The sequence below is a fragment of the Nakamurella leprariae genome, from assembly GCF_016918035.1.
Lineage (GTDB): Bacteria > Actinomycetota > Actinomycetes > Mycobacteriales > Nakamurellaceae > Nakamurella > Nakamurella leprariae.
The window spans coordinates 388,074-409,312 of the sequence record NZ_JAERWK010000010.1 but is presented as its reverse complement, the minus strand read 5'-3'; the positions used below and the strand labels follow the sequence as shown (position 1 = coordinate 409,312).

Sequence of the window (21,239 nt, the reverse complement as noted above, 5' to 3'; positions counted from 1 at the left end):
CAGGACCCGGTCCCACGTGCCGTCCGCGGCATATCGGCGGTGCCGCTTCCACGCGGTCTGCCACGGCACGAACGGCTCCCGCGGCAGGTCCCGCCACGGGATCCCGGTCCGATACCGGTAGGCGATCGCCTCGACCACCCGCCGATCATTGCGAAACGGGTGACCCCGCCGACCCTCGTTCGACGGCAGCAGCGGCTCGATCCGCGCCCACTGCTCATCAGAGAGCACCCGGTACCGCCCAGACGACGTCACCAGCACAGACTCTCGCGAGCCTCACCACCACAATGGGAGACACGCCCCGAGCCGCAACAACTGATATGTCGGTGCTTCTTGTCAAGTGGCAGCCGGCATGGGCGTCCAGACATGCTGTCTGGGCGTTGTTGTTCGTGCTGTGGGCCAGGCGGCGGTGATCGGTCGCGGGCGTGTCGTTGGCGACGCGCGGTCAGACTGATATGCGCGGGTTGGGTACCGCAGGACGGGCTGTTCGGCTGGAGCGGACCGCTGCTCTAGAGATCGAGCGTGGGCCTTGGCGGGCCTGCTCATAGGTGTTCCGCGGGTCGCTCCACGCGCTGCCACGACCTGGTCGGCCGCCGCCTGGCGGCTCTGGGGGGTGGGTGCTGGTCAGGTGTCCAGGACGGCCAGGGACCAGCACCAGCCGGCCAGCTCGCGGGCGATGGCGACGCCTGCGATGACCGGCTTCTTGCGCCGCTCGAGCAGCACCTGCCAGCGGTGGTGCAGCCGGTGATTCCCGGCATGGCCGCGGGCTCGCGCCGCCGGCGAAGCCAGGGCCCACCGCCTCGTCATGGTGGCCGTGACGTTGCGGTAGGGGCGGCGGTGGTGCCACGCGGCTTCGACCAGCAGCCGGCGGGCGTGGGTGTTGCCGGTCTTGGTGATCGACCCCTGCCGCCGCTGCTGCCCGGAGGAGGACTCGGTGGGCACCAGGCCCAGGTAGGCGCCGATCGTGGCCCCGGTGAACCGGTGCCAGTCGCCGACCTCCACCGCCAACCCGAACGCGGTCAACGTCGACACCCCGCGCAGGCAGCCGAGCCGCTGCACGACCGGCGTGTACTGGCTGTGCCCGGCCATCTCGGTGATCGCCGCGTCGAGCCGGTCCCGGCGGTCCCGAGTCAACAGCATCGCTTCCAGGTCGGCCTCGAAGGCAAGTTGCCGGCCGGGCAGGTCGAACCGCTGGGAGCGGAGCCACTGCTCATGCGCGCCGGTCCAGGCTTGCCCGCCGGAGAACACGATCCCCTGTCGTAGCAGCAGTTTGGAGAGCCGGTGCCGGCAGCGCATCAGGTCCCCGCGGACGTCGTCACGGGCCCGGACCAGATCCCGCGCCGCCTCCTGCTGGTCGCTCGGGACGAGCACCTCGACGATCTGGTCCATCCGCAGCAACCGGGCCAGGTGGACCGCGTCCCGGGCGTCGGTCTTGACCCGATCCCCAGCCGGCCGAGCCAGCTTCGACGGCGCCGCGACCACGCACCGCACCCCGGCCACCCGAAGCTCGCGGGCCAACCCGAACCCGGTCGGCCCGGCCTCGTAGGCCACCGCCACCGGGCCGGGCAGCTCCGCCAGGAACCCCAGCACCGACGCCGCCGTCGGCACCAGGCGACGTTGCACCACCTGACCGGTCACCGTGTCCAACCCGGCGGCCACGATCGACCGCGCATGCACGTCCAACCCCACGCTCGTACGCTCAACAAACACCGGGGCCTCCCACGCCTGTGGCTCTACCGGGGCCCACCCTCGTCAACCCACGACCATGCGCGGCGAGGCCCCGTCAAGGCCGAAAGCCCTGACCCCCATACCGTCTAGCCCGTTCCCGGACGAACGCCGCCAGCAGTGCGCTCACCGCACGGACACGATGCCGTTGCGCCGCACCGGACCCAGCGTTCGGCTATGAAACCCGCAGTGACAACGCCTCCGCCGATCGGATCTCGGTCAACACGCCGTCCAGCAAGCCGGGGACACTGCCGCCTCCGAGAACCAACTGACGATCCAGGAATCGGTTGGCCGTCTCGCACGACGTCTCGCTGACCAGCGAGCAACCATGACAGGCCGACAGGTTCAGGCTGGACGAACGCTGACGGTCGCTCTCGAAACACACCGGGTCGTTCGAGCACACGTCGCCGTCATCGAGTGCCGCCAGGACCAACGGCACCAACTTGTCCGGATCCCCAAGGCGAACGAGACCACCGAGCGTCCCTTGCGCATCGCCCGCTGCGGTGTAGATCAACACGCCGGCAGTTCGGTCCGGCCGGTCGGTTGACGCGTAGATCCGCTCCTGGAGTGATGCCGACGAGTAGCCGCTGGCGTGGGCGAGGCGACGGATCAACAGATGAGCGAACGTGTGGAGTGCGACGAAGCGAGGCTCAGGGACATTCAGTCGCTGCGCCCATGGCATCGAGGTTCGCCGTTCGACGAGGATGCGCGCGCGAGCCTGCACCTCGGGTTGCTGCTCCCATGCGGCCAGGTGCCGCTCGTCGAACTGCAGGAAGATGCCTTCGCCGAACATCTCGATCGCCGGATACGTCGGTCGACGCCGACTGTCGACCGAGAGGTCGGCGCTGACGAGGTCGGCCTCCGCAGAGTAGCGGCGGAACCCCTTCAGCGCTCGGACCTCACGGACTCGGCGGACCTGGCCAACCGCAGTCAGTCGGCTGCCCAGCGTGTCAGGAACGCCGGGGTGCTCGACGACCTTCCAGCTGTCCACGACGAAGTCACCACCGCTGCGGTCACGCCCGGGTGTGTCGAGCTTCTTGGTGAACGCTGCCCACTCGCCGTCCTTGAGGTCGAGCAGAACATCGTCCGACGGCTGGCCCTCCGAGGCTGTCCTCAGCACGTCCCCGACCGCGACGCCGAGTTCGTCAGCGATCCAGCCGGCGACCATCTCGGCCTGCGGGCCGCCGTTGTCGGCAACGACCTTCTCGAAGAAGATGTGCTTTCGAATGTTGTCGGCAGCCTGCACGGACTTCGGCTGCTCCTCCGGTATGTCGAGCGCCGAGATTCGTTCAGCGATGTAGTTCCCCGTGGCACCCCGCTGCACCGCGACCAACGCGTGCTCACACCCGTCGCTGGCGGAGGTCTCCTCCCACGGCTGGATTCCTTGACACCGGATCCCATCGCGGGTGAGCGCATCCTTGGTGACCAGTTCGGACAGCGGCCTCGACCTCTTGCAGCCTCCGCACTCGACACGAAGTGATCGAAGCCCTTCGCCGTCACTCGCGGAGCGAACGAAACGAAGCTCCTTCGAGCTGCGACAGAAGCGCACCTCATCGGTCAGCCCGGCGTCATTACCTCGATGAGCCCACTTGAACCAAGGAATGTCCTGGATGTGACTGCCCCTCTTGCACACCGCTACGTACCGCATCGGTACAAGTGCACCGTTGCAGGAGCAGACGTTCGTCCACTTGCCCTTGCTCCTGCTCGTCTGCTGGGAGAGTCGTGAACACCGCTCGCAGAACCTCCAGCTCGGGAAGCGCCAGTAGAGAAGGCTGTTGGTGTCTTTTCCGGCGCGGCCGGAGTGGGAAGGTGCCTCACGAAGCACACTGTGTCCGAGCCTCTCGACCAACCGGTCGCAGTGGATCTCGTCGCCGAATCTCTTGTCCCACCACGACGTATCGGCGGCAATCAAAGACTCACCCCTGATGTCCACCACGGCGCCGACCCCGAAGGGAGCCACGGTCTCAGACAACCGCAGGTCATGCCTGATTGGTTCCACGGGACTTCTCCTCGAACGGTTCGCGGACCTCGACAGCGACGTTCGGCTCGACCGAGCGCATCGAGTCGGCGACGAGCCAACCCTCGCCCGGTTGCCCGAAGCGTACGAACAAGGCTGCGTCACTTACCTTCGGTCGGTCGTAGTACAGGCTCGATTCGGTCTCTCTCGCGTCCTTGGCTCGTCGGTCCCATTCGTTGAGCATGACGCGGATCCGGTCCCGGGTCTCGTCGAACTCGGCAGCATCGGCACGCTTGACCAACGCGAGGAACTGGTCGACCAGTCGCTCGATCGATGACTGCTGCACTGGGTCACTCAGGTCGAAATGCACCGCAGACTCGTTCGCGGCGAGCGCCAGCACTCGATGTCGGATGAGAGTAATTACGGCGCCTGCGAGCGAACGTTCGCGTGACGCCACCGACCACGGCGTGACGCTCGTCGGTTCCACGCTGCGATACAGCGCCTCGTGGTATCCGCGGAAAGTCTCGAAATGTGACCGATCGCGCGCCCGATTCGACCGGAACAGCGTGACGACGATTCCCCGGACCTCCCCGCGCCCCACCCGGCTCGTCGCTTGGATGTACTCCGAGGTCGTCTTGGGCTGCCCGACCATCAGCATCAGTGCCAGCCGCGGGATGTCGATGCCCACGGAGAGCATGTTGGACGACAACACGACGTCGACCGCGCTGTCGGAGTTCTGCGCGCTGACCTTGAGCGCCCGCAGGTCGTTCGGCAGCTCTTCGGGCCCACGTCGACTCGTCAGTTCCAACACTCTGCCCGCACGAACCCTACGGAGTCCCAATCCCTGCCGGGTCGCCCGCGGTTCCAGTCGTCCATTCACGTCATCGACCACCAGGGTGCCTGTGCGCCCGAGCTCGCGAAGGCTGTTGTGGTACATGACCGCTGTCCAGTACGCGTCCCGCGTCGTGCCGGCGTCTTCGGCTCGCTCCAACACCGCCGGGAGCTCGATCAAGGGTGCCGCGGCGGAGACCGTTGCCGACATCTGGGACAACGCCTGCGGCATGAGGCCCAGATACAGACGCCCCTCCCCGCTGCTGACGGGCCGCGAGAAGAACGTGCGGTCATCGTCCAGGCCTGGTGGTGGGTACAGCGCGACCGCCCGCCCGTACAGCCCTTTCACCTGGTCCTCGGATGCCCTGATCGTTGCTGTCGAGGCGACGATCTTGGGCGTCCCACCGTCGGCCGCGAGCAGCAACTGAATCATCGCGTCGAAGACCGCGACGGTGGTGCCCAGGGGCCCGGACAGGAGGTGCAACTCGTCCTGAATGATCATCGACGGCTGCTTGAACGGCGTGTTCAGGCCAAGGACCCGGCCGGCCTCGGGACGGAACTGCAGACGGGCGAACTTGTCGACGGTCGCGAGCAGGATGGTGGGTGGACGGTCGTAGATGGCCTCGTCCACAACCATGACCGGCAGCTCGTCCCGGAACTCACAGGCCGGGGCGGTGCAATGGATGACCACGTCCTGGCCGTCCATCCTGATGCCGTAGTCGTCGTGGTCGGACGACCGTCGTTCAGGCAGGAGCTCCGTGCCACACCACGGGCAGCTCTCGATCTGGAACTGGTTGGCCTGCTCTGGACGGGCCGCCTTGTGGAGTCGCTTGAGCGCCTCCCGAGCCTCGCGTCGCGTTCCCGGCGTCACTTCGTTGCCGACCCAGAGCCCGATGGTGAACGGCGGCATTCCCCGCGCCCGCGCATCGCCGATCCGGTCGGGCCGCCGGAGCATCTCCAGAGCACAGATCAACGATGCTGAGCGTTGGAACTGCTGGGAGGTCAGCAGGCGTAGCGTGTACCTGGTCAGAACCGCGGTGCCACCTCCTGCATGTCCGTCCGCGAGCCGCCGGCGGATGATCTCGATCGCGGCCAGACCGAGATACGCCTCCGTCTTGCCGCCGCCGGTGGGAAACCAGATGAGATCCACCAGTTCCCGGTCGGTGTGCGATTCCTGGACGGTGGAAGCGAGCGCCACCAAGAGGAAGCCCAGTTGGAAAGGTCGCCACTTGGGCTCCGCGAGCGCTTCGCCGCGGTTCGTCCCGCCCTGCTGCATCTGAAGGCGCATGGCTGCCATGCCCAATGCGAACGCCGTCCGCAGCTCCTGCTGTTCGCCGTCCCTGAGCAGGTCGACGCCCTGACGCATGCGATCGAGCGCGATCTCGGAGCGAGCGACGATGCGGTCCGCCACCTTTGCGTCGGCTCCGAAGGAGTCGACGCGGGCGCGCTCCCGTTCCACCCACTGCGCGAAGGCCTGGGTGAACGCGTCGAGGGAGGCGAGGACCTCCGACGGAGACGAGTCGAGTCGAGCGAGGTGGTCCAGGCGCAGTGCCTGCGCCTCGGCCGTCGACTCTACGAACCCTGTGGTCTCGACCGCCAGCACCACGAACGACGGCACCGGCTTCAATCCGATCTTGATGCACCGCTCGCCGTCGAGTTGCCAATCGGCGGCCATTCCGTGCCCGACCGCGTAGACCTTGCGGCTCCGGTACCGGAGACGGAGCTCAGCCGACTCGGGGTCGATATCGAATGTCCGGGACGTGTCGTACTCGAGAATCGATCCGGACTTGTGAGCTGCAACCTGCAGCGACACCTGGTACAGCATCTTCGACGCGTCGAGACGATCGTCGCCGGTCGCGTCAGAGAGCACACGCAGGTGGACGGTGACCAGATGGGCGTCGCCGAACACGCGCCAGCGAGAGCCCACTTCGATCGGCACGTCGGACACCGTGAAACGGTGGGGCGGGCTGTCGTGGCCGAGTCCGAGTCCTTCGAAGCGGAACGGAATACGGCGCCAACGAGGCGGGCCGTCAACATCGACGGGAGTGTAGGTCGCGCCGGTCAGGTCGCAGCGCACCGAGGGCGCGTCGGTGATGAACGAGATCGCGACGGATGACGGGCGCCAATCCTCGGCGATCGGAACACCCGCGCCGGTGTCTTCCACCTCGCCGGGCGAGGCGGTCACGCCGTCGACATCCACGTCGTCCGTATCCGGAGCAGCCGTGCCTTCTTCGGTGTCCGGCCGCGCAAGTTCACGCGGGAAGAGCATCCCGACGGCGTACTGCCGGTTGGGAAGGTTCTCGATGACCTCCTCGTCACCGCCGTCCGGGCCGACATAGGCGGAACGGAGGTGATCGAGCGCAATGCGCTGTGCCTCGGTGTAGGTCATGCGCTCATCATCCGTTGTCGAACCAGCTGCTGGAGTCGTCGTCGGTCGTCTGTCGACAACAGAATGCGCACCGACACCCGCGCGCGTGTGACGGCCACGTACAGCGCAGCGATCCCCGCGTCATCGAGTGACTGAGGCAGCCCGCAGACAACGACATGCTCGGCCTCGAGTCCCTTTGCCCACCGAGGACTCGTCACCGTGAAACCGCCGGGACTCGTGGCCGGTGGGTCGATCGAGGACGGCACGATGATCCAGATGTCGTCCCTACGGGCACCATCCATGACGAGTTGGGCAGCGAGAGCCTCCGCATCGCTGATCGTGCTCAGGCCGTCAGTTGTGTGCCACGACACCTTCTCGCCGTGCACGATGCCCGGATCGCCGACGTCGGCACCGAGATATTCCTGGACGACGTGCACGATGGCGCGTGTGTTGCGCACGTTCAAGATCAAATCGACGGAGAGTGCCTCGTCCGCGATCAACTGGGCGACGTCGTCGTCGTAGTCCCCATCGACATGGGCTTGATTGTTCGGATCCAGACACATGCGCCAGCGACCACCACTTCGACCGCCGACGATCACGGCGTCGATCCGATCCATGGCCTCAGCGGTCATCATGTCCTGCGCCTCGTCGACGAGTACGACGTCGAACTTTCCAGCAGCATCAAGGTCGGCGAACGGCCGGATCTCGATCGACCGACCAGCGAGATGAGGGGTGAAGTACTGTTTCAGCGACGGCGACCGGAACGTGACGAGCACCGAGCGGCCTTGATCGGCCTCCAGCTTGGCGGCCTCCACGAGGACGAGCGACTTTCCCGTGCCGGCACCGCCGTAGACGAGAACCCTGGGGTTCCTGGCCAGTGACGCCAAGACCCGCGCCTGCCCCGCTGTCGCCCGGTTCTGTTCCTCGAGCACTGCGCCTCGCTGCGCGTCCACCACCGGCATCCTGGTGAACTCCCCGAAGAGCTGTGCCCTGAGGTCGTCCTGCCTCGCCACCTTGGAACCCGCAGGCGGTGTCCTAGCATCGGCGACCACCTTGTCGAGCGCGCGGGCGATGTCGGCCGACGTCATGTCGCCCCGAGCGAGCCAGTGGGTGGGCAGCCATCCCACGGCATCAGGGGGGGAATCGATGTCCGGGGTGATGACGATCGCCTCGTGCGGGAACCAACCGACTCCCTGCTCCCTTAAGATGTCACGCAGCGCGAACGCGGCGGAACGTGACTGCTCCATGGGGGAACCCGCAAGCTTGTGCCAATCGCCGCGTCGGTCGACCGAATACCACGATCCATCGTGTTTCCGGACTCCGCCGCCCTTGACCTCCGCGACGATGACCGTTCCCCGCCACAGGATGACGAAGTCCGCCTCTGCCTGTTGCTTGTACGCGTGCGAGCGGAGGTCGACGGAATGGAACGCAACGGCATTCGGGTCGGCGTCGACGTCACGCAACAGCCGGGCGAAGGCCCGCTCGCCTGCGCTCGGTGACCGCTTCTCGATGTCGGCCAGCGTCGGGACGAGGATCATCCGCGCTGCTCCGACCAGAGATCCTCGTAGTCGCGGTACCCCAGGAAGTCATTCATCGCACCCCAGTTGTCAGCGACGTCAACGATGAGGCACTCCTCCTTGCCGCCGTTCTCCTTGCCCCGCAGTCCGCGTCCTGCCATCTGGATGTACGCACCGGGGCTGAAGGTCGGACGCGCGATGTACAGGGCACGGACGCCGGGGGCGTCGAAACCTTGCACCAGCAGGTCGCAGTTGGCGAGGACCTTGATCTCGCCGCTCCGGAATCGATCGAGGACATCACGCCGCTCCTGTCGGCCGGTCTGGCCGCTGACGGAGGCCGCCTGGACGTCCCGATACCGCAGCGAGGCTGCCAGCACCTGTGCCGACAGCACACTGGGCGTGAAGACCAGGATCGGCCAATCACGATTCTGCTGCATGATGTGCTCGACCAGGACGCGCATCCGCTGTTCGTTCCGGCCGATCTTCTCGTACAGGTTCCGGTCGATCAGGCGATCAGATTGCAGTTTGCTTCGCTCCGATGTACTCAGCTCGATGTCGACTCCTGAGGACAGGACCTCATGCTTGACTCGGGCCAGGACCTCCAGCTGTACCAGTTGCCGATAGGCGTCCGACTCGAACGCGGTGAGCCGCTTGTTGCCGAATCTCGCGGCCAGGTCTCGGGTAGCGCTGGTCTGCCCCGCTCGGCCTTTGAACGGTGTGGCGGACAGACCAACGAGCGGGCGCTCCCAGCTCCGGCCGTCAACGCCAAGCCATCGCAGGATGGACGTATAGCGGGTCGACGCACCCGCCCGATGAGCCTCATCAACGAAGACGGCAGCCGGACGGCTGAGCCACTCGTACTCCGAGTTGTGCATGACGGACTCCAGCTTGGCGTCCGTGGCGACTATCACGGAGAAGCGCGTGTCCGGTTGGTGCACCGTGTTGCTGCCCCATAGCCGTCCGATCGTCAACGGCTGCTCGTCCCCGAGATACCTCCAGACCGCCTGGAACGTCTGGACCGCTTGCTCACACAGCTCGGCGGATTGCGCGACCCACAGGACCGGTCCCTCGAGCACCTCGTCCTGGAACAGCCTGAGAACCGTCTCGGTGGCAACGCGGGTCTTGCCGGCGCCGGTCGGCAGTTCCACCATCGCCTTCTGCGCTGGGCCCTCCGCCGACGGCTGTGTCAGGACGGTCCGCAGATCGGCGCTGATTCGCTTCTGGTAGCTGTGGAGTTGATTGAGGCGCACAGCCCCCGCAATCACGAACTCCTCCGGCTGGGGCCTGCTCCGGTCACCCGCGTACTGGGCACCGAAACCCATCTTCCGGACCCAGGAGAGCGCCGACGACGACCCGGCCCAGGTCGTCGGGACGTCACCGAATCCCTCGTCGCGGAACCTGTCCTGGAGCATTCGCAACGAATCTGACCCGTACACCGTGAGGAAGAGCTGTGCCACCGAAGTCCGGGCATCGACGAGTCCTTGAGCCTCCAATGCGGACCAGAGACCGGCGGGCAGCGCATCCTTGAGATCATCCGGACCGATGTAGTGGTCGAGACGTTCGGCATCCGAGTCGATAGTGCATGCCTGCTGGCGACGAATTTCCAGTGAGTGATCCAGTCCGGCGCGAAGTACAGCACTGAGTCGTGCGTTGTCAAGGCGAAGACCGAACGCGTCACTGATCAATTTGAGCATCTGCCGATCGTCGACATCGCTCCGTACCAACAAATCACCTCCATCGAGGTGCGAGTCAAGTGGTTGATCCTCAACACCGTCTTCGGTTGTCACCCGCTTCGCGATGACGGCGGTCCGGGAGACCCTCGCTCCATTGAGGCGGCTGCCGAACTCGGCTCGCAAACCCGTATAGACGTCCAGAATCCGCTGCGATTCCTGTTGGCCTTCGATCACGATCGAAAACGCGAAGCTGTCCTCGAACCGGCGACATCCGACGAGTTCCACCAACTGGTCGACCTGATTCGACGACACCCGCAAGTACGGACGCAGCCGCGTTCGCAGAAAATTCTCTTGTTCGTCGGTAGTCGCAAGATAGACAGTACTCGGGGCGTGCGCCTCGATCACTTGCTTGACTTGCGCGGGAATCGTCAGGGGCTTGGTACCGGCCAGGCCTATGCGGACAGCCGCGAGGATGAATTCTGTCAGTGCGTCGTGGTGGATGCGCGGGAAAACTCCGCTTTCGAGTGCCTCCCGAAGCACATGCGCAGGCACGTCGTCCAGCTCGTCGGGAAGGTCGATGGTCTGCAAGGCTTGGCTGGGCCCCTTGTACAAGGGGAGCAGTCCGTCGAACTGCACCAAGGATGGCGCGACAACATCGCCCAGTGGCCGCGGACCACGCGCCGTCATGAGCAATCCCGCCTCAGCGACGGCCCACCGTGCGGGAGATGGCACTCTGTGCACCCGCCCCGTATCGACGTCCTCGCATTCCCACTTGGTGTCGTTGAGCAGCAACAACCGAGTCGTCCAAACCACTCGAGCAGCAGATGACGCATCAGCGTCCCGCATCAAGAAAAGGACGGACGCAGGCCCTGCTCCTTCCGCTGCACCGAACTCGACCGAGTCGATCGGACGGTCGCCCGGCCCGCGGGACTTGTTCAAGACATCGAGCGTGGATGCGACGAAGGAGTCACGGAGCCACTCGTCCTCGAAAGCAAAGCTTTTTACAGGTTCGCGGATGACGCCGAGCCGCAGAGCGACATCCGGAATACACCGCTTTCGATCCAACACACGCGGGGCGGCGGCATCGCCAACCGCGACGTCCAGATCGACGACTTGTCTGGGCCATGCCCAACCACCATCGAGCGTGGGCACTTTGACGGCACTCGTCCGTTGCATCAGCCTGGCCGCGGCTGAGACCGAGACCTCGAGAGCCGCGTCCCACAGCCTGCTCAAGTCGTTACCGTCGGGATCAGGTGGAAGAGTCACCAGCCGAGCATTCAGGATCGCTTCGGGATCAAGATCACGGAATCGATTCGCCCGTAGTAGTTCCTCGACACCCTCCTCGGCCAGGAAGGCGGGATCGACGAATGCCGCTCCTTCGATTTCGAGATCGGCCTCACGGTGAAGGAACACGGTGCTCCGGTCAGCCAGCGATCGCATGCCGGCGGATGTCGGAATCACCTTGGCGTTGGCGATATCCTCGAGACTCAGATTGTTGGCGACCGTTCGCAGAGCGTTGGCAGCAGACGTGGCATCGTCGCCTTCCGCCCATTCACGCAACCACGACAGCAGCCCACGCTTCGGCATGCGTTCAAGAGCAAGCTTGGTGTCGCGCGCCGTGGGGTCGATATCGGAGCTTTGAGCTGCCACGAACAGATCGCGGAGCCGAGTCGCGCGAGTTGGGTTCGAGTAACATCGCCAGTGCGGTGCGTCAGCACCAGTGTTCGGCGACGAGCTCCAACCGCGGTGAACGATGGCGTCGAACCGGACCGTCGGATCCAACGGGCGCAGATCCTGACCGTTGCAAAGCTCGCTTGCTGAATCCGGGATGATACTGCCGATTCCAGCAAGTCGCATGATATGCGCTGCGAGATTCTCGTCCCCAAAACCGTGACTTTCCTGACCCCGACCACGAGCCGGCAGGTAGTCCAGGTGCGCAGCTGGATCGATATCGGTCCGGACCCTTGGAAGATTTTCTACGAACAGTTCCGCAAGGGATCGGAACATCTCTCGATTGTAGTCGTTGTACAGGAGATTGGTTCGATCGTCGTTCACGCTCCACGGCGCATTGAACAATGCCGACGCCGACGTGGTGTCCCGCAGCGGGAAGTAAGACCAGAATTGACCGATGCGCAGGCGGCTCTGCTGCGCAGGTATTGCGACCGAAACCTTCACCTTGTCACGCGAGACAGCTTCCCCGACGATCGCGCGCGCCTCCTTGGACGGGGCGTGCATACGACTGGCGACGATCCAGTCGTCCCCGGTCCCGCTCGGTCGGTCGATCCGGAGCACTCCGCCGCCGAGCTCACGGGAGATGTGACTGGTCTCGAACGGGTCGGCGCCGAGAACACGGAGCTTGACCTCGCGAACGGCGCCTACGAAAAGAAGGAACTCGGAATTGAAGTCCTTCATCTCAGCAAGCAGTCTGTCGAGTCCCGTGGCCTCGGGCAGCTTGACGATGGTCGAAGCCCAGACTGCCAACTCGGCGAGCAAGGGATCCCGATCGAACTCCGCCACTGCATCGATCGGCGTCGCAGTACGCAGAATCGGATAGCGCCGCGCATTGGCAACCGCGGCGAGCTCTCGGCGCGCACGCGCAGAGTTGAACTCGAAGGCTACCGAACGGCTGAGGATCTGCGGTCTATCCGTAACGGCGAGAACCGACTTGAATCCCAGACCGAACCGACCGATCTCGTCTCCTCGTTTCTCACTGAGATGCGCCATTGTGACAGCGTCCACGCCCGTCGACGAGAAAGGGCGTCCTGCGTTTGCGCAATAGAGTGTGGCATTGGTCGTGTCGAGGATGATCTCGACTCGACCGACGACGGACCCGTTCGATTCGTCCGCCCCGGCCAACGCGTCGGCCGCATTTTGCACGAGCTCGAGGAGAGTTCGCTTGGCGTACCCCCCGGTCCGCATGGACTCCTCGTGGTTCGCATGCTCCGCGATCAGCTTGGGTTGGGCTCGATACGCGCTCAACGTGCTGGCGAGCTGTTCTTCGACCTCGGAAACCAAGCCTGCGTCGGGCATCCACGATCGACGATCGAATACCACAGAAAAGTCCCCTCCGCTAATGTACGGCTGCGTCGACGCGGCCGCCCGCACGGTTGCGTGGACGCGTTCGGCGCGCGGCAGCTGCCCTCGAGTGCGACGAGGTTGCGACATCCGCGATGACGTCGACTGCTGATGTTACCGGTAGCGGAAAGCATTGACCACGGTCTGATGCGCTCGATCACTCCGTGGTGTCTGCGAAGAACATGGGTGATCCACGGGTGATCCCGCAGACAGCGCTCCTGAACACCTCCTAGGTGCGTCAAGTGATCGGCGCGCTCACTCGGCAGTGGCTCCCGGCCGCTGGCTCACTGGTCTCGGTGACGGAAGGTTCCGACTGCGGCACCGCTCAATCGTCCACAGGACAACGACTCACCGATCGACGCGGGCAATGGTGACCGCTGGTAGCGGGCGCCGTGGCGAAACGGAATTGGTTGTCAGCATGGCTTCTAGCAAACTGACCGGCAGGTCCAATTCAGGGTCTCACGCTGGAGATGCACTCACGCAGCGGCGCCGATGGTCAACCGAAAAGTCGCATCCTGCCCGCTCACGCGGTCGTTGCGGCGGCGAGGTGAGCCGCGATGGCCTTCCCGAGTGCAATCGGGACGGCGTTACCGATCTGCCGACCGATCGAAGCCTTGGTCCCCACCCATTTTCGATTGCGATCGAAGCCTTGGAGTAGGGCCGCCTCATAGTGTGTGATTGCCCGGTCCTCGTCTGGGTGCAGGTACCGACCCTTCTCTGGCTTCCAGAACTCCGTGCGAATCGTGACGGACGGTCGGTCCCAGTTGAGCCGCCCCATGACGTCGGCCGAACCGGAGTAGTGGTTCTTCCAGCAATTCGGAAGCAGATGGGGCGGTAGATCGAAGCGATTGCCGTTCTGCGGGATGCATTTGATCCGGGCCATGGTCACGGGCTCATAACGTCGACCGACGTGGAGCTCAGTGGTCATGAACGCACCAGCCCGCAGTTCGTCACCGACAGCGGTCCACCGGTGCGGGAGGTCGATCGTCGTGACGATCGGTCCGACTCCCCGTAGTGCAGTCCTGACCGTCCGGTGCCGACCCACCCGGGTCGGAGCCGGCATCCCGGGTGCTGGCAGATCCCGGTGGTGGCCGATCAAGATGGTTCGCTTCCGCGCTTGCGGCGCGCCGTAATCAGCGGCGTTCAGCACTGCCGCGTCGAAGCGGTACTCGGCGAGCACACCACCGGGCTCGGTCGCGGCCGTGAGGTCTTGGAACTGAGTGGACCGCATGAAAGCGCCGACGTTCTCCAAGACGAAGAACGCTGGTTGGGCACGCACGATCACCTTGGCGTAGTCGTTCCACAACAAGTTGCGCGCATCGAGCACGTCCCGCTTCCCCAGTGGGGAGAAGCCCTGGCAAGGAGGACCCCCGATGACGACATCGACCGACGGCACCGTCCCTTGCTCGAGCCATTCGTGCACGGCCGACACGTGCACCTCGACATCTGGGAAGGTCGCGGCGTAGCTCGCCGCAGCATCGCGATCAAGCTCTACTGCTTCGACCGATCGGTATCCGCCCGCCGCGTGGAAGCCCTCCGTCATGCCGCCAGCGCCTGCGAACAGGTCGAGTACGGTCAGCGGAGTGGCGATGGGCGACGACCGGGTGGGGGTCGATGCGATCTTCGATGACACGACGGGGATCGTAGATGCGGGCACTGACGGTCCTACGTCGGCACGCCCAGGCACCTCGGCTGGGGGTCTTACCACGACTGCCGGGGTATCGGGACGCATGTCGCGACAGTTACGTCGCGATACCGCCCCCGAGATCGCCCTTCGGCGCGAGTTGCACCGTCGCGGCCTCCGTTTCCGTGTCGATCACCCGCTGCCGGGAATGGCCCGTCGGCGCGCCGACGTCCTCTTCCCCCGTCGTCGTATCGCCGTCTTCGTCGACGGCTGCTTCTGGCACGCCTGCCCCGAGCACGGGACGGCCCCGGTCAACAACAGCGCGTGGTGGGCGCAGAAACTGGCAACCAACGTTCGACGCGACCGAGACACCGACGCTCATCTCGCGGCCATCGGATGGACCGTCCTGAGGTTCTGGGAGCACGACGAGGTGGGATCGTCCGCGGATGCGGTCGAGCAAGCGGTAATCCGAATGTCGACGACCTGGCTTCGTGACGAGCACTGATGCGCCAAGTCTTGGAGACAGTGGTCGTCGCTGGTGTTGACCTTTCGTGTCGTGCTGGCCGAACAGCGAACACGGCTCGACACACACCGAGGACCTCGTAGCACGTCCGTGGCCCGCTGGTGCACGTTCTCTCCGTCACCACAGGACCAAGTACGTGGCGAGCCACACGATCGCCGCCGCCCGCGGCTTCGTCGAGCCGCTCGACGGGCTCACCGAGGTCTGGATCGCCAACCCCGCCGCCCGCGCCGAGCCGACCGACGAGAGCCGCCACGCCGGCGAGGCCATGGCGGAGGACGAGCGCCGCTTCGTGCAGATGGACCAGTCGCGCTGCTTCATGACCAAGGAGCACGTGATCTTCGATCACACCAGCTGAGCCGATCGACACGAGGGGCGGGCCGCCAGAGGCACCCCGCCCCTTCGGCTGTCCAGTCGACCACGGGGTGCTCGACGCAGCACGCAGGCGGCCAACGGGGCCGTGGTGGCGGAGCGGGTCCGTGCCCCGGGATCCGCTGGCCACGAACGGCGGCGGAGACTCTGAACGGTGAGCGAACCCCTGCGCATCGTGCATCTGCTGTTCCCGGACCTCACGGCACTCGACCTGGCCGGTCCGGCGCAGGTCTTCTCCCACCTCCCCGGCGTCGAGCAGTCCTTCGCCTGGCACCGGATCGAGTCGATCCCGACCGACGCCGGGTTCGCCGTCCTGCCCACCACCACGTTCACCGAGGCGTCACCCGCCGACGTGGTCTTCGTCCCGGGTGGGGAGGGCGCCTTCGCGCTGCTCGAGGACGAGGTGGCGTTGGACTTCCTGCGCCGTCAGGCGGTCGGGGCCACCTTGGTCACCAGCGTGTGCACCGGGTCGTTCGTGCTGGCCGGCGCCGGACTGTTGACCGGACGCCGGGCCACGACCCACTGGGCCTGGTTCGACCTGCTGCCGCTGCTCGGCGTCGTCCCGGTCCGCGAACGGGTCGTGCGGGACGGCACGGTCATCACCGGCGCCGGGGTGACCAGTGGCATCGACTTCGCCCTGACCGTCACCGCCCAGCTGGCCGGAGTGGACGTGGCGAGAGGGCGGCAGCTGACCCTGGAGTACGCGCCGCAGCCCCCGTTCGACGCTGGCGGTCCGGACCGTCCCGACGCCGACCCGCGCCAGGTGGCGGCGGCCAGGGTGGCGATGGCCGCCCGGTGGGGGCCGGCGGTGACTCGGGCCGCGCAGCGGCTCAGGCTGCCGTAGGCCCATCCCGGTGCACCGATTCAAGCCAGGCCCGGCTCCGTGACCATCGGCTCAGCCACGGGGCGGTCCGCTTCGCCTGACGTGACGAGCTCGACCTGGTCCAGGGTGAGCGCCCGGCCGCTGTCCCAGGCGTCCTGGAAGCGAGTGCGGTCCAGCTGCTCGGTGGCCCGGGCGAGCAGGGCTGCGGTGAAGTCGCGGCTGGGCCACGGCAATCCGGCCCGGGAGTTGTGCACCTGGGCGGCGGAGTACAGCCGGACCGCCTCCTGCACCCGGCCGGCCATCGTCATCAGATTGGCGCGGATCTCCAGCACCACCGGGGCCTGGGCGATGTCCTGCCGACGGTGCAGCGCCAGGATCCGGTCCGACCAGGCCAGCCCGGTCGACGAGTCCTGCCGGAGCGCAGCACGCAGCACGGCGCCGCTGGCCGCCAGGTACGCCGCGTAGTGATTGCCCGCATGCATGGCCGCCCCGTAGATCGCCTCGGCGTCGGTCGCCGTGGGCCCGGACGGGTCGAGGGCGAGCCGGGCCCGGGCGATCAATGCCAACGACGGGTCCTGGTGATCGTCGGCGATCCGCAGCGCGCGGCGGGCCAGGGAGGCCGACACTGCTTGATCGCCGGCCAGCTGGACACCGCCGGCGGTCTGCAGCAGCGCCTCGGCGAACGCAATGTCCTCGTCCCGGGTCCGATCCGAGCGGATCAGCAGGGCCTCCTGGATGAGGGGCACGGCGAGGTCCAGACGTCCGGCGAGCGCCTGGCCCCCGGCCGCGCACAACGTGGCCAGGGCCTGGTCCAGGGCGGAGGCCGTGTTGATGTGACGGGCGAGCTCGGCCCACCTGGCCCCCTCCGGGACGAGTCCCCGGTGGTACCAGTACATGGTCAGCCGCCCGGCGATGAGACATGCCGCAGCGTCGGAGGTCTGGACGGCGTCGTGCAGGGTGGCGCGGATGCTGGCCAGGTCGTCGTCCAGCTCGTTGAACCAGCGCCGCTCGTCGGGATGACCCAGCGGGGGCTTGGCCTCGACCAGGGCGGTGACCCACCCGTCGCGTCGCCGCGCAGCGGCGGTGGTCTCGTGGGCGTCCGACAGCGCCCGGCGGGCGTGGGCGCGGACGGTGGCCAGCTGCGAGAACTGCGACGGTCCGTCATCGCGGAGGGGTCCCAGGGGCACGAGCATGGACTTGTCGACGAGCCCGGCCAGCAGGTCGGCGACGCCCGCCGGATCCACCCCGCTGACCCGCGCGGCGGCGGTGGTGGTGAACGCACCGGCGATGGTCGCGACCCGCCGGTGGACGAGCTGTTCGGAGGCCGAGAGCATGCGGTGACTCCACTCGACGGTGCGCTGCAGGCTCTGCTGGTGCCCGGGGACGCCGCGGCGGGTCTGCTGCAGAGCACCGAGGTCGGCGGTGACCTGGCGGGCGATCTCCTCGAGGCTGTACGCGCCGACGCGAGCGGCGGCCAGTTCGACGGCCAACGGCACACCGTCGACGGCGCGGCAGATCTCGGCGACCAGCGGCAGCTGCTGTTCGCCGATCGGGTGCGATCCGACCCGGTCCAGGAACAACCGGATCGCCGGCGCCTCGGCCAGGTCGACGAGCCCGTCGGCCTGGTCCTGGACCGACGGCAGCGCGAGCGGCTCCAGCGGGAACACCGCCTCCCCGCCGACCCGCAGCGGTTCCCGGCTGGTGGCCAGGATGGTCGTCTCGGAACCGGTGCCCTGCAGGGCGTCGAGCAGTCCAGCGGCCGCGTCCACCACGTGTTCGCAGTTGTCCAGCACCAACAACATCCGCCGCCGCCGCAGGAACGTGCGCAGCGTGGCGACCGCACCTGCCGCGGACGGGGCCAGCCCCAGGGTCGAGATCACCGTGTCGGCCACGCTGTCGACCCCGGTGTCGGCTCCGGTGTCGGCTCCCGGGTCGGCCCGGATGTCGAGCGCCGGGTCCGCGGTGTCCGGGTCGTCGACGGTGGTCAGGTCGACGAAGTGGATGCCGTCGACGAACTCGCTGGCGCAGCGAGCGGCGGTCTCCACGGCCAGCCGGGTCTTGCCGCACCCGGCCGCCCCGGTCACCGTGATCACGGTGCGAGTGCTGCACAGCTCCCGGAGATCCTCCAGGGCGCGTTCCCGACCGATGAGTGAGCCCCGCCGGCGAGGCAGGCGGACGGTGACCGCGGCCGGGTCCCGACGCGATGCACCCCGCGGCGCAGCTGGCACGCGGTCGTCGCCGGCCAGGATGGCGGCGTGCAGGTCGCGCAGCTCGGCTCCCGGTTCCACGCCGAGCTCGTCGCGCAGCAGGCGACGGGCGCGGCGGTAGCTGTCCAATGCCTCGTCGACCCGACCGCACCGGTACGCAGCGAGCATGCGGTCACGCCAGACCCGTTCCCGCAGCGGCGTTCCGGCCAGGACAGCGTCGGCCTCGAGGAGCGCCTGCTCCGGACGGCCGCAGTCGAGCAGGGTCTGGACGGCGAGTTCCCGCAGCTGCACGTGCGTCTCGTCCAGCCGGGCCACGGCTGCCGCCGCCCAGTCCTGGTCGGTGTGCGGCTCGAACGGGCGGCCCCGCCAGAGTTCCTGGGCCTGCTCGCACCGGCGCAGCGCCCGTTCCGGTTGCCCGTCGCGCAGCAACCCCGTGGCCTCACCGGCCAGGGCCAGGAACCGCAGGGAGTCGACCTCGTCGGTCGTCACCGCCAGCCGGTAGCCCCCGGTGTCGGACAGCAGCACCGACGGGGGCTGCCCGGCCGCGCGTGCTGGCTCCACGACGCGGCGCAGGCGGAACATGTGGGTCTCGAGCGTGGACGGCGCCCGACCGGCCGCCGCCGGCCCCCACACCGCGTCGCGGAGGGCATCGGCCGACACCCGGCGACCGGCGTGGACGAGGAGCAGGGCGAGCGCCGCGGTGAGGCGGACGCCCCCGGGTGATCGGGACCGCCCGTCGACGTCGACCACCAGTGGGCCGAGGTCGCGGAACCTCGGGCGGGGTGGGTCCTGGCCGGCCGGCACCGGCCCATCATGCCGGACGAGTCGATCACACCCGGGAGATGGACAGCGGGACGTGCAGGTCCTGGGACAGATGATCGGCGAGGCCATCGGCATCGATCCGCCCGGCCAGGTAGCCGAGGTAGCCGTCGGGTCGGACGAGCGCCATCCCCCGCTCGCCGATCCCGTAGCGCCGCGCCAACTCGCCGCCGGCGTCCACCACCGCGTCCTCGGGCGCGCCCTGCGCGGTGGCGACCAGGGGGAGCACGACGCCGAGCTCGCCGAGCACGTCGCGCAGCTGCCCGAGCAACTCCGTGTCGGTGGTGCCGACCAGGAGGAGGTGCCCGGGGTGACGCCCGAGCAGATCCTCGATGCGGACCGGCACGCCGTGCCCGTCGGTCAGGTCGACCAGGTCCTCCGCGTGGTCACCGGCCCGCAGGGCGCCGCGCGGCCGGTGGTCCTCGCGGCGCACGATCGGGCTGTGCCGATACCCGACGGTGAGTTCGGCGAGGTTCTCAGCCAGGGCGTGGGTGACGGCGTCGAGACGACCGACGAGTCGCATCCCCGCGTTGCGGGCCGTCGCGCGGACCCCTGGCAGGGTCATGGCGTCGGCCATCACCGTCGCCTTGCGCACCACCGCGGCCCCGACCGGGTGACGCTCGTCGTGGTAGGAGTCCAGGAGTTCGGCCCCGGCGGCGGCCCGGCTGACCAGGGCCAGCTTCCAGGCCAGGTTCGCGGCGTCCTGCATCCCGGTGTTCATGCCCTGGCCACCGGCCGGGCTGTGGATGTGCGCGGCGTCGCCGCCCAGCAGCACCCGGCCGATCCGGTACTGCGGCACCTGGGCGTGATGGATGGAGTAGTAGGTCAGCCAGCTGGGATCCGACACCGTGACCTCGGCCCCCATCCGGTCGCGGGCGAGCTGGGCGATCAGTTCCAACGACGGGCCGGTGCCGGCGTCCGGGCCGGGATCGGGCACCTGGAACATCAGCCGGGTCCGGCCGTGAGCCATGCACAACATCACGGTGAGCCCACCGGGTGAGGCGAACAGGCGGGTGACGTCGGTGGGGAACGCGCTGTGCACCGTGACGTCGGCCATGGCGAAGTGGCTGCCCCGGAACTCGCCCTGCAGGGCGCTGCCGGCCAGTCCCCGCACCGCGCTGTGCCCCCCATCCGCCCCCACCACCCACGGGTACCGCGCGCGTTCAGTGCCCGTCGCCGACTGCAGCACCACGTCCACCCCGTCGGGGTCCTGGGTCAGGCCGGTCAGCCGGACACCCCGCTCGATCCGCACGCCCAGTTCGGCGGCCCGCTCGCGGAGCACGGCCTCGGTGGCGGTCTGCGGCAGGTTCAGGATCGTCGGGTGCCGGGTGGGCAGCTCCTGCATGTCGATGCGCACCAGCGGGCGCACCCCGTCACCATCGCGGGTGTCGATCTCGATGTGGCGCTGCGGGAGGGAGAGCCCGGCGACGCGGTCCAGGATCCCCAGGGCCGCGAACAGCTCCTGGGAGCGGGGCTGCACCCCGACTGCCCGGGACTGCGTGGTCGGCTCGTCCAGCGCCTCCACCACCCGAGCGGTGACGCCGTGTCGAGCCAGCTCGCACGCCGCGACCAGGCCCACCGGGCCGGCGCCGACGATCAGCACGGGTGCGCCGTCATCGTCCGACGTGGGGTCGGACCCGGTCGGCGACGGGGACTCGGTGGTGGGCATGACGGGCCTCCTGGTCATCGGCAGGCGCTGATCGTGTCGGAGCCCGCTGTCATCCCGCCTGC

The 21,239-nt window shown here is 67.5% G+C and carries 12 protein-coding genes; 3 read left to right on the top strand and 9 right to left on the bottom strand.

Annotated features, from left to right (window positions below):
* The 7 genes from JL106_RS09445 to JL106_RS09415 form a co-directional block, all read right to left on the bottom strand.
* Positions 1-252 (bottom strand): transposase (locus tag JL106_RS09445; RefSeq protein ID WP_205260429.1); only part of this gene is annotated, 252 nt, incomplete at its 3' end.
* A 369-nt stretch (positions 253-621) separates the two neighbouring features.
* Entirely contained in the window at positions 622-1,707 is a 1,086-nt protein-coding gene (locus JL106_RS09440) for an IS110 family RNA-guided transposase (RefSeq protein ID WP_205260428.1), read from the bottom strand.
* 190 nt (positions 1,708-1,897) lie between these two features.
* Positions 1,898-3,721, bottom strand: coding sequence for a DrmB family protein (drmB, locus tag JL106_RS09435; protein ID WP_205260427.1), 1,824 nt, complete (start codon positions 3,719-3,721; stop codon positions 1,898-1,900).
* Positions 3,702-6,899: a helicase-related protein gene (locus tag JL106_RS09430; protein WP_205260426.1), complete on the bottom strand. Its 3,198-nt coding sequence runs from the start codon at positions 6,897-6,899 to the stop codon at positions 3,702-3,704. The genes drmB and JL106_RS09430 overlap by 20 nt, the downstream gene beginning before the upstream one ends.
* A complete protein-coding gene (locus JL106_RS09425; RefSeq protein WP_205260425.1) occupies positions 6,896-8,416 on the bottom strand; it encodes an NERD domain-containing protein in 1,521 nt (506 codons plus the stop codon). Before JL106_RS09425 ends, JL106_RS09430 begins: the two co-directional genes overlap by 4 nt.
* The gene (locus JL106_RS09420) at positions 8,413-13,098 is read right to left on the bottom strand and encodes a sacsin N-terminal ATP-binding-like domain-containing protein (RefSeq protein ID WP_205260424.1); all 4,686 of its coding nucleotides are present in this window, start codon (positions 13,096-13,098) and stop codon (positions 8,413-8,415) included. The genes JL106_RS09425 and JL106_RS09420 overlap by 4 nt, the downstream gene beginning before the upstream one ends.
* Before the next feature lie 568 nt (positions 13,099-13,666).
* The gene (locus JL106_RS09415; protein ID WP_205260423.1) at positions 13,667-14,776 is read right to left on the bottom strand and encodes a DNA cytosine methyltransferase; all 1,110 of its coding nucleotides are present in this window, start codon (positions 14,774-14,776) and stop codon (positions 13,667-13,669) included.
* A 97-nt stretch (positions 14,777-14,873) separates the two neighbouring features.
* Between JL106_RS09415 and JL106_RS09410 the strand changes: the two genes are divergently transcribed.
* From JL106_RS09410 to JL106_RS09400, 3 genes are all read left to right on the top strand, one after another.
* Positions 14,874-15,272, top strand: a complete 399-nt coding sequence (locus JL106_RS09410) for a very short patch repair endonuclease (protein WP_236007127.1) — start codon at positions 14,874-14,876, stop codon at positions 15,270-15,272.
* Between the two features lie 154 nt (positions 15,273-15,426).
* Positions 15,427-15,645 carry a hypothetical protein gene (locus JL106_RS09405; protein WP_205260421.1) on the top strand — a complete coding sequence of 73 codons (219 nt, stop codon included), beginning with the start codon at positions 15,427-15,429 and terminating at the stop codon, positions 15,643-15,645.
* Positions 15,646-15,813: 168 nt separating this feature from the next.
* Positions 15,814-16,503, top strand: a complete 690-nt coding sequence (locus JL106_RS09400) for a DJ-1/PfpI family protein (RefSeq protein WP_205260420.1) — start codon at positions 15,814-15,816, stop codon at positions 16,501-16,503.
* 20 nt (positions 16,504-16,523) lie between these two features.
* Here JL106_RS09400 and JL106_RS09395 read toward each other — a convergent pair whose 3' ends face one another.
* On the bottom strand, positions 16,524-19,493 hold the full coding sequence (locus JL106_RS09395; protein ID WP_205260419.1) for a BTAD domain-containing putative transcriptional regulator: 2,970 nt from the start codon (positions 19,491-19,493) through the stop codon (positions 16,524-16,526).
* A gap of 25 nt (positions 19,494-19,518) precedes the next feature.
* Complete coding sequence (locus JL106_RS09390) at positions 19,519-21,177, bottom strand: FAD-dependent monooxygenase (RefSeq protein WP_205260418.1); 1,659 nt, start codon at positions 21,175-21,177, stop codon at positions 19,519-19,521.
* Positions 21,178-21,239 lie beyond the last annotated feature (62 nt).

What these genes read in the sequence shown, in the direction of transcription:
- JL106_RS09430 (WP_205260426.1), bottom strand. Translation starts at nt 6,899, where the DNA reads ATGACCTACACCGAGGCACAGCGCATTGCGCTCGATCACCTCCGTTCC.
- JL106_RS09425 (WP_205260425.1), bottom strand. Translation starts at nt 8,416, where the DNA reads ATGATCCTCGTCCCGACGCTGGCCGACATCGAGAAGCGGTCACCGAGC.
- JL106_RS09420 (WP_205260424.1), bottom strand. Translation starts at nt 13,098, where the DNA reads ATGCCCGACGCAGGCTTGGTTTCCGAGGTCGAAGAACAGCTCGCCAGC.
- JL106_RS09410 (WP_236007127.1), top strand. Translation starts at nt 14,874, where the DNA reads ATGTCGCGACAGTTACGTCGCGATACCGCCCCCGAGATCGCCCTTCGG.
- JL106_RS09390 (WP_205260418.1), bottom strand. Translation starts at nt 21,177, where the DNA reads ATGCCCACCACCGAGTCCCCGTCGCCGACCGGGTCCGACCCCACGTCG.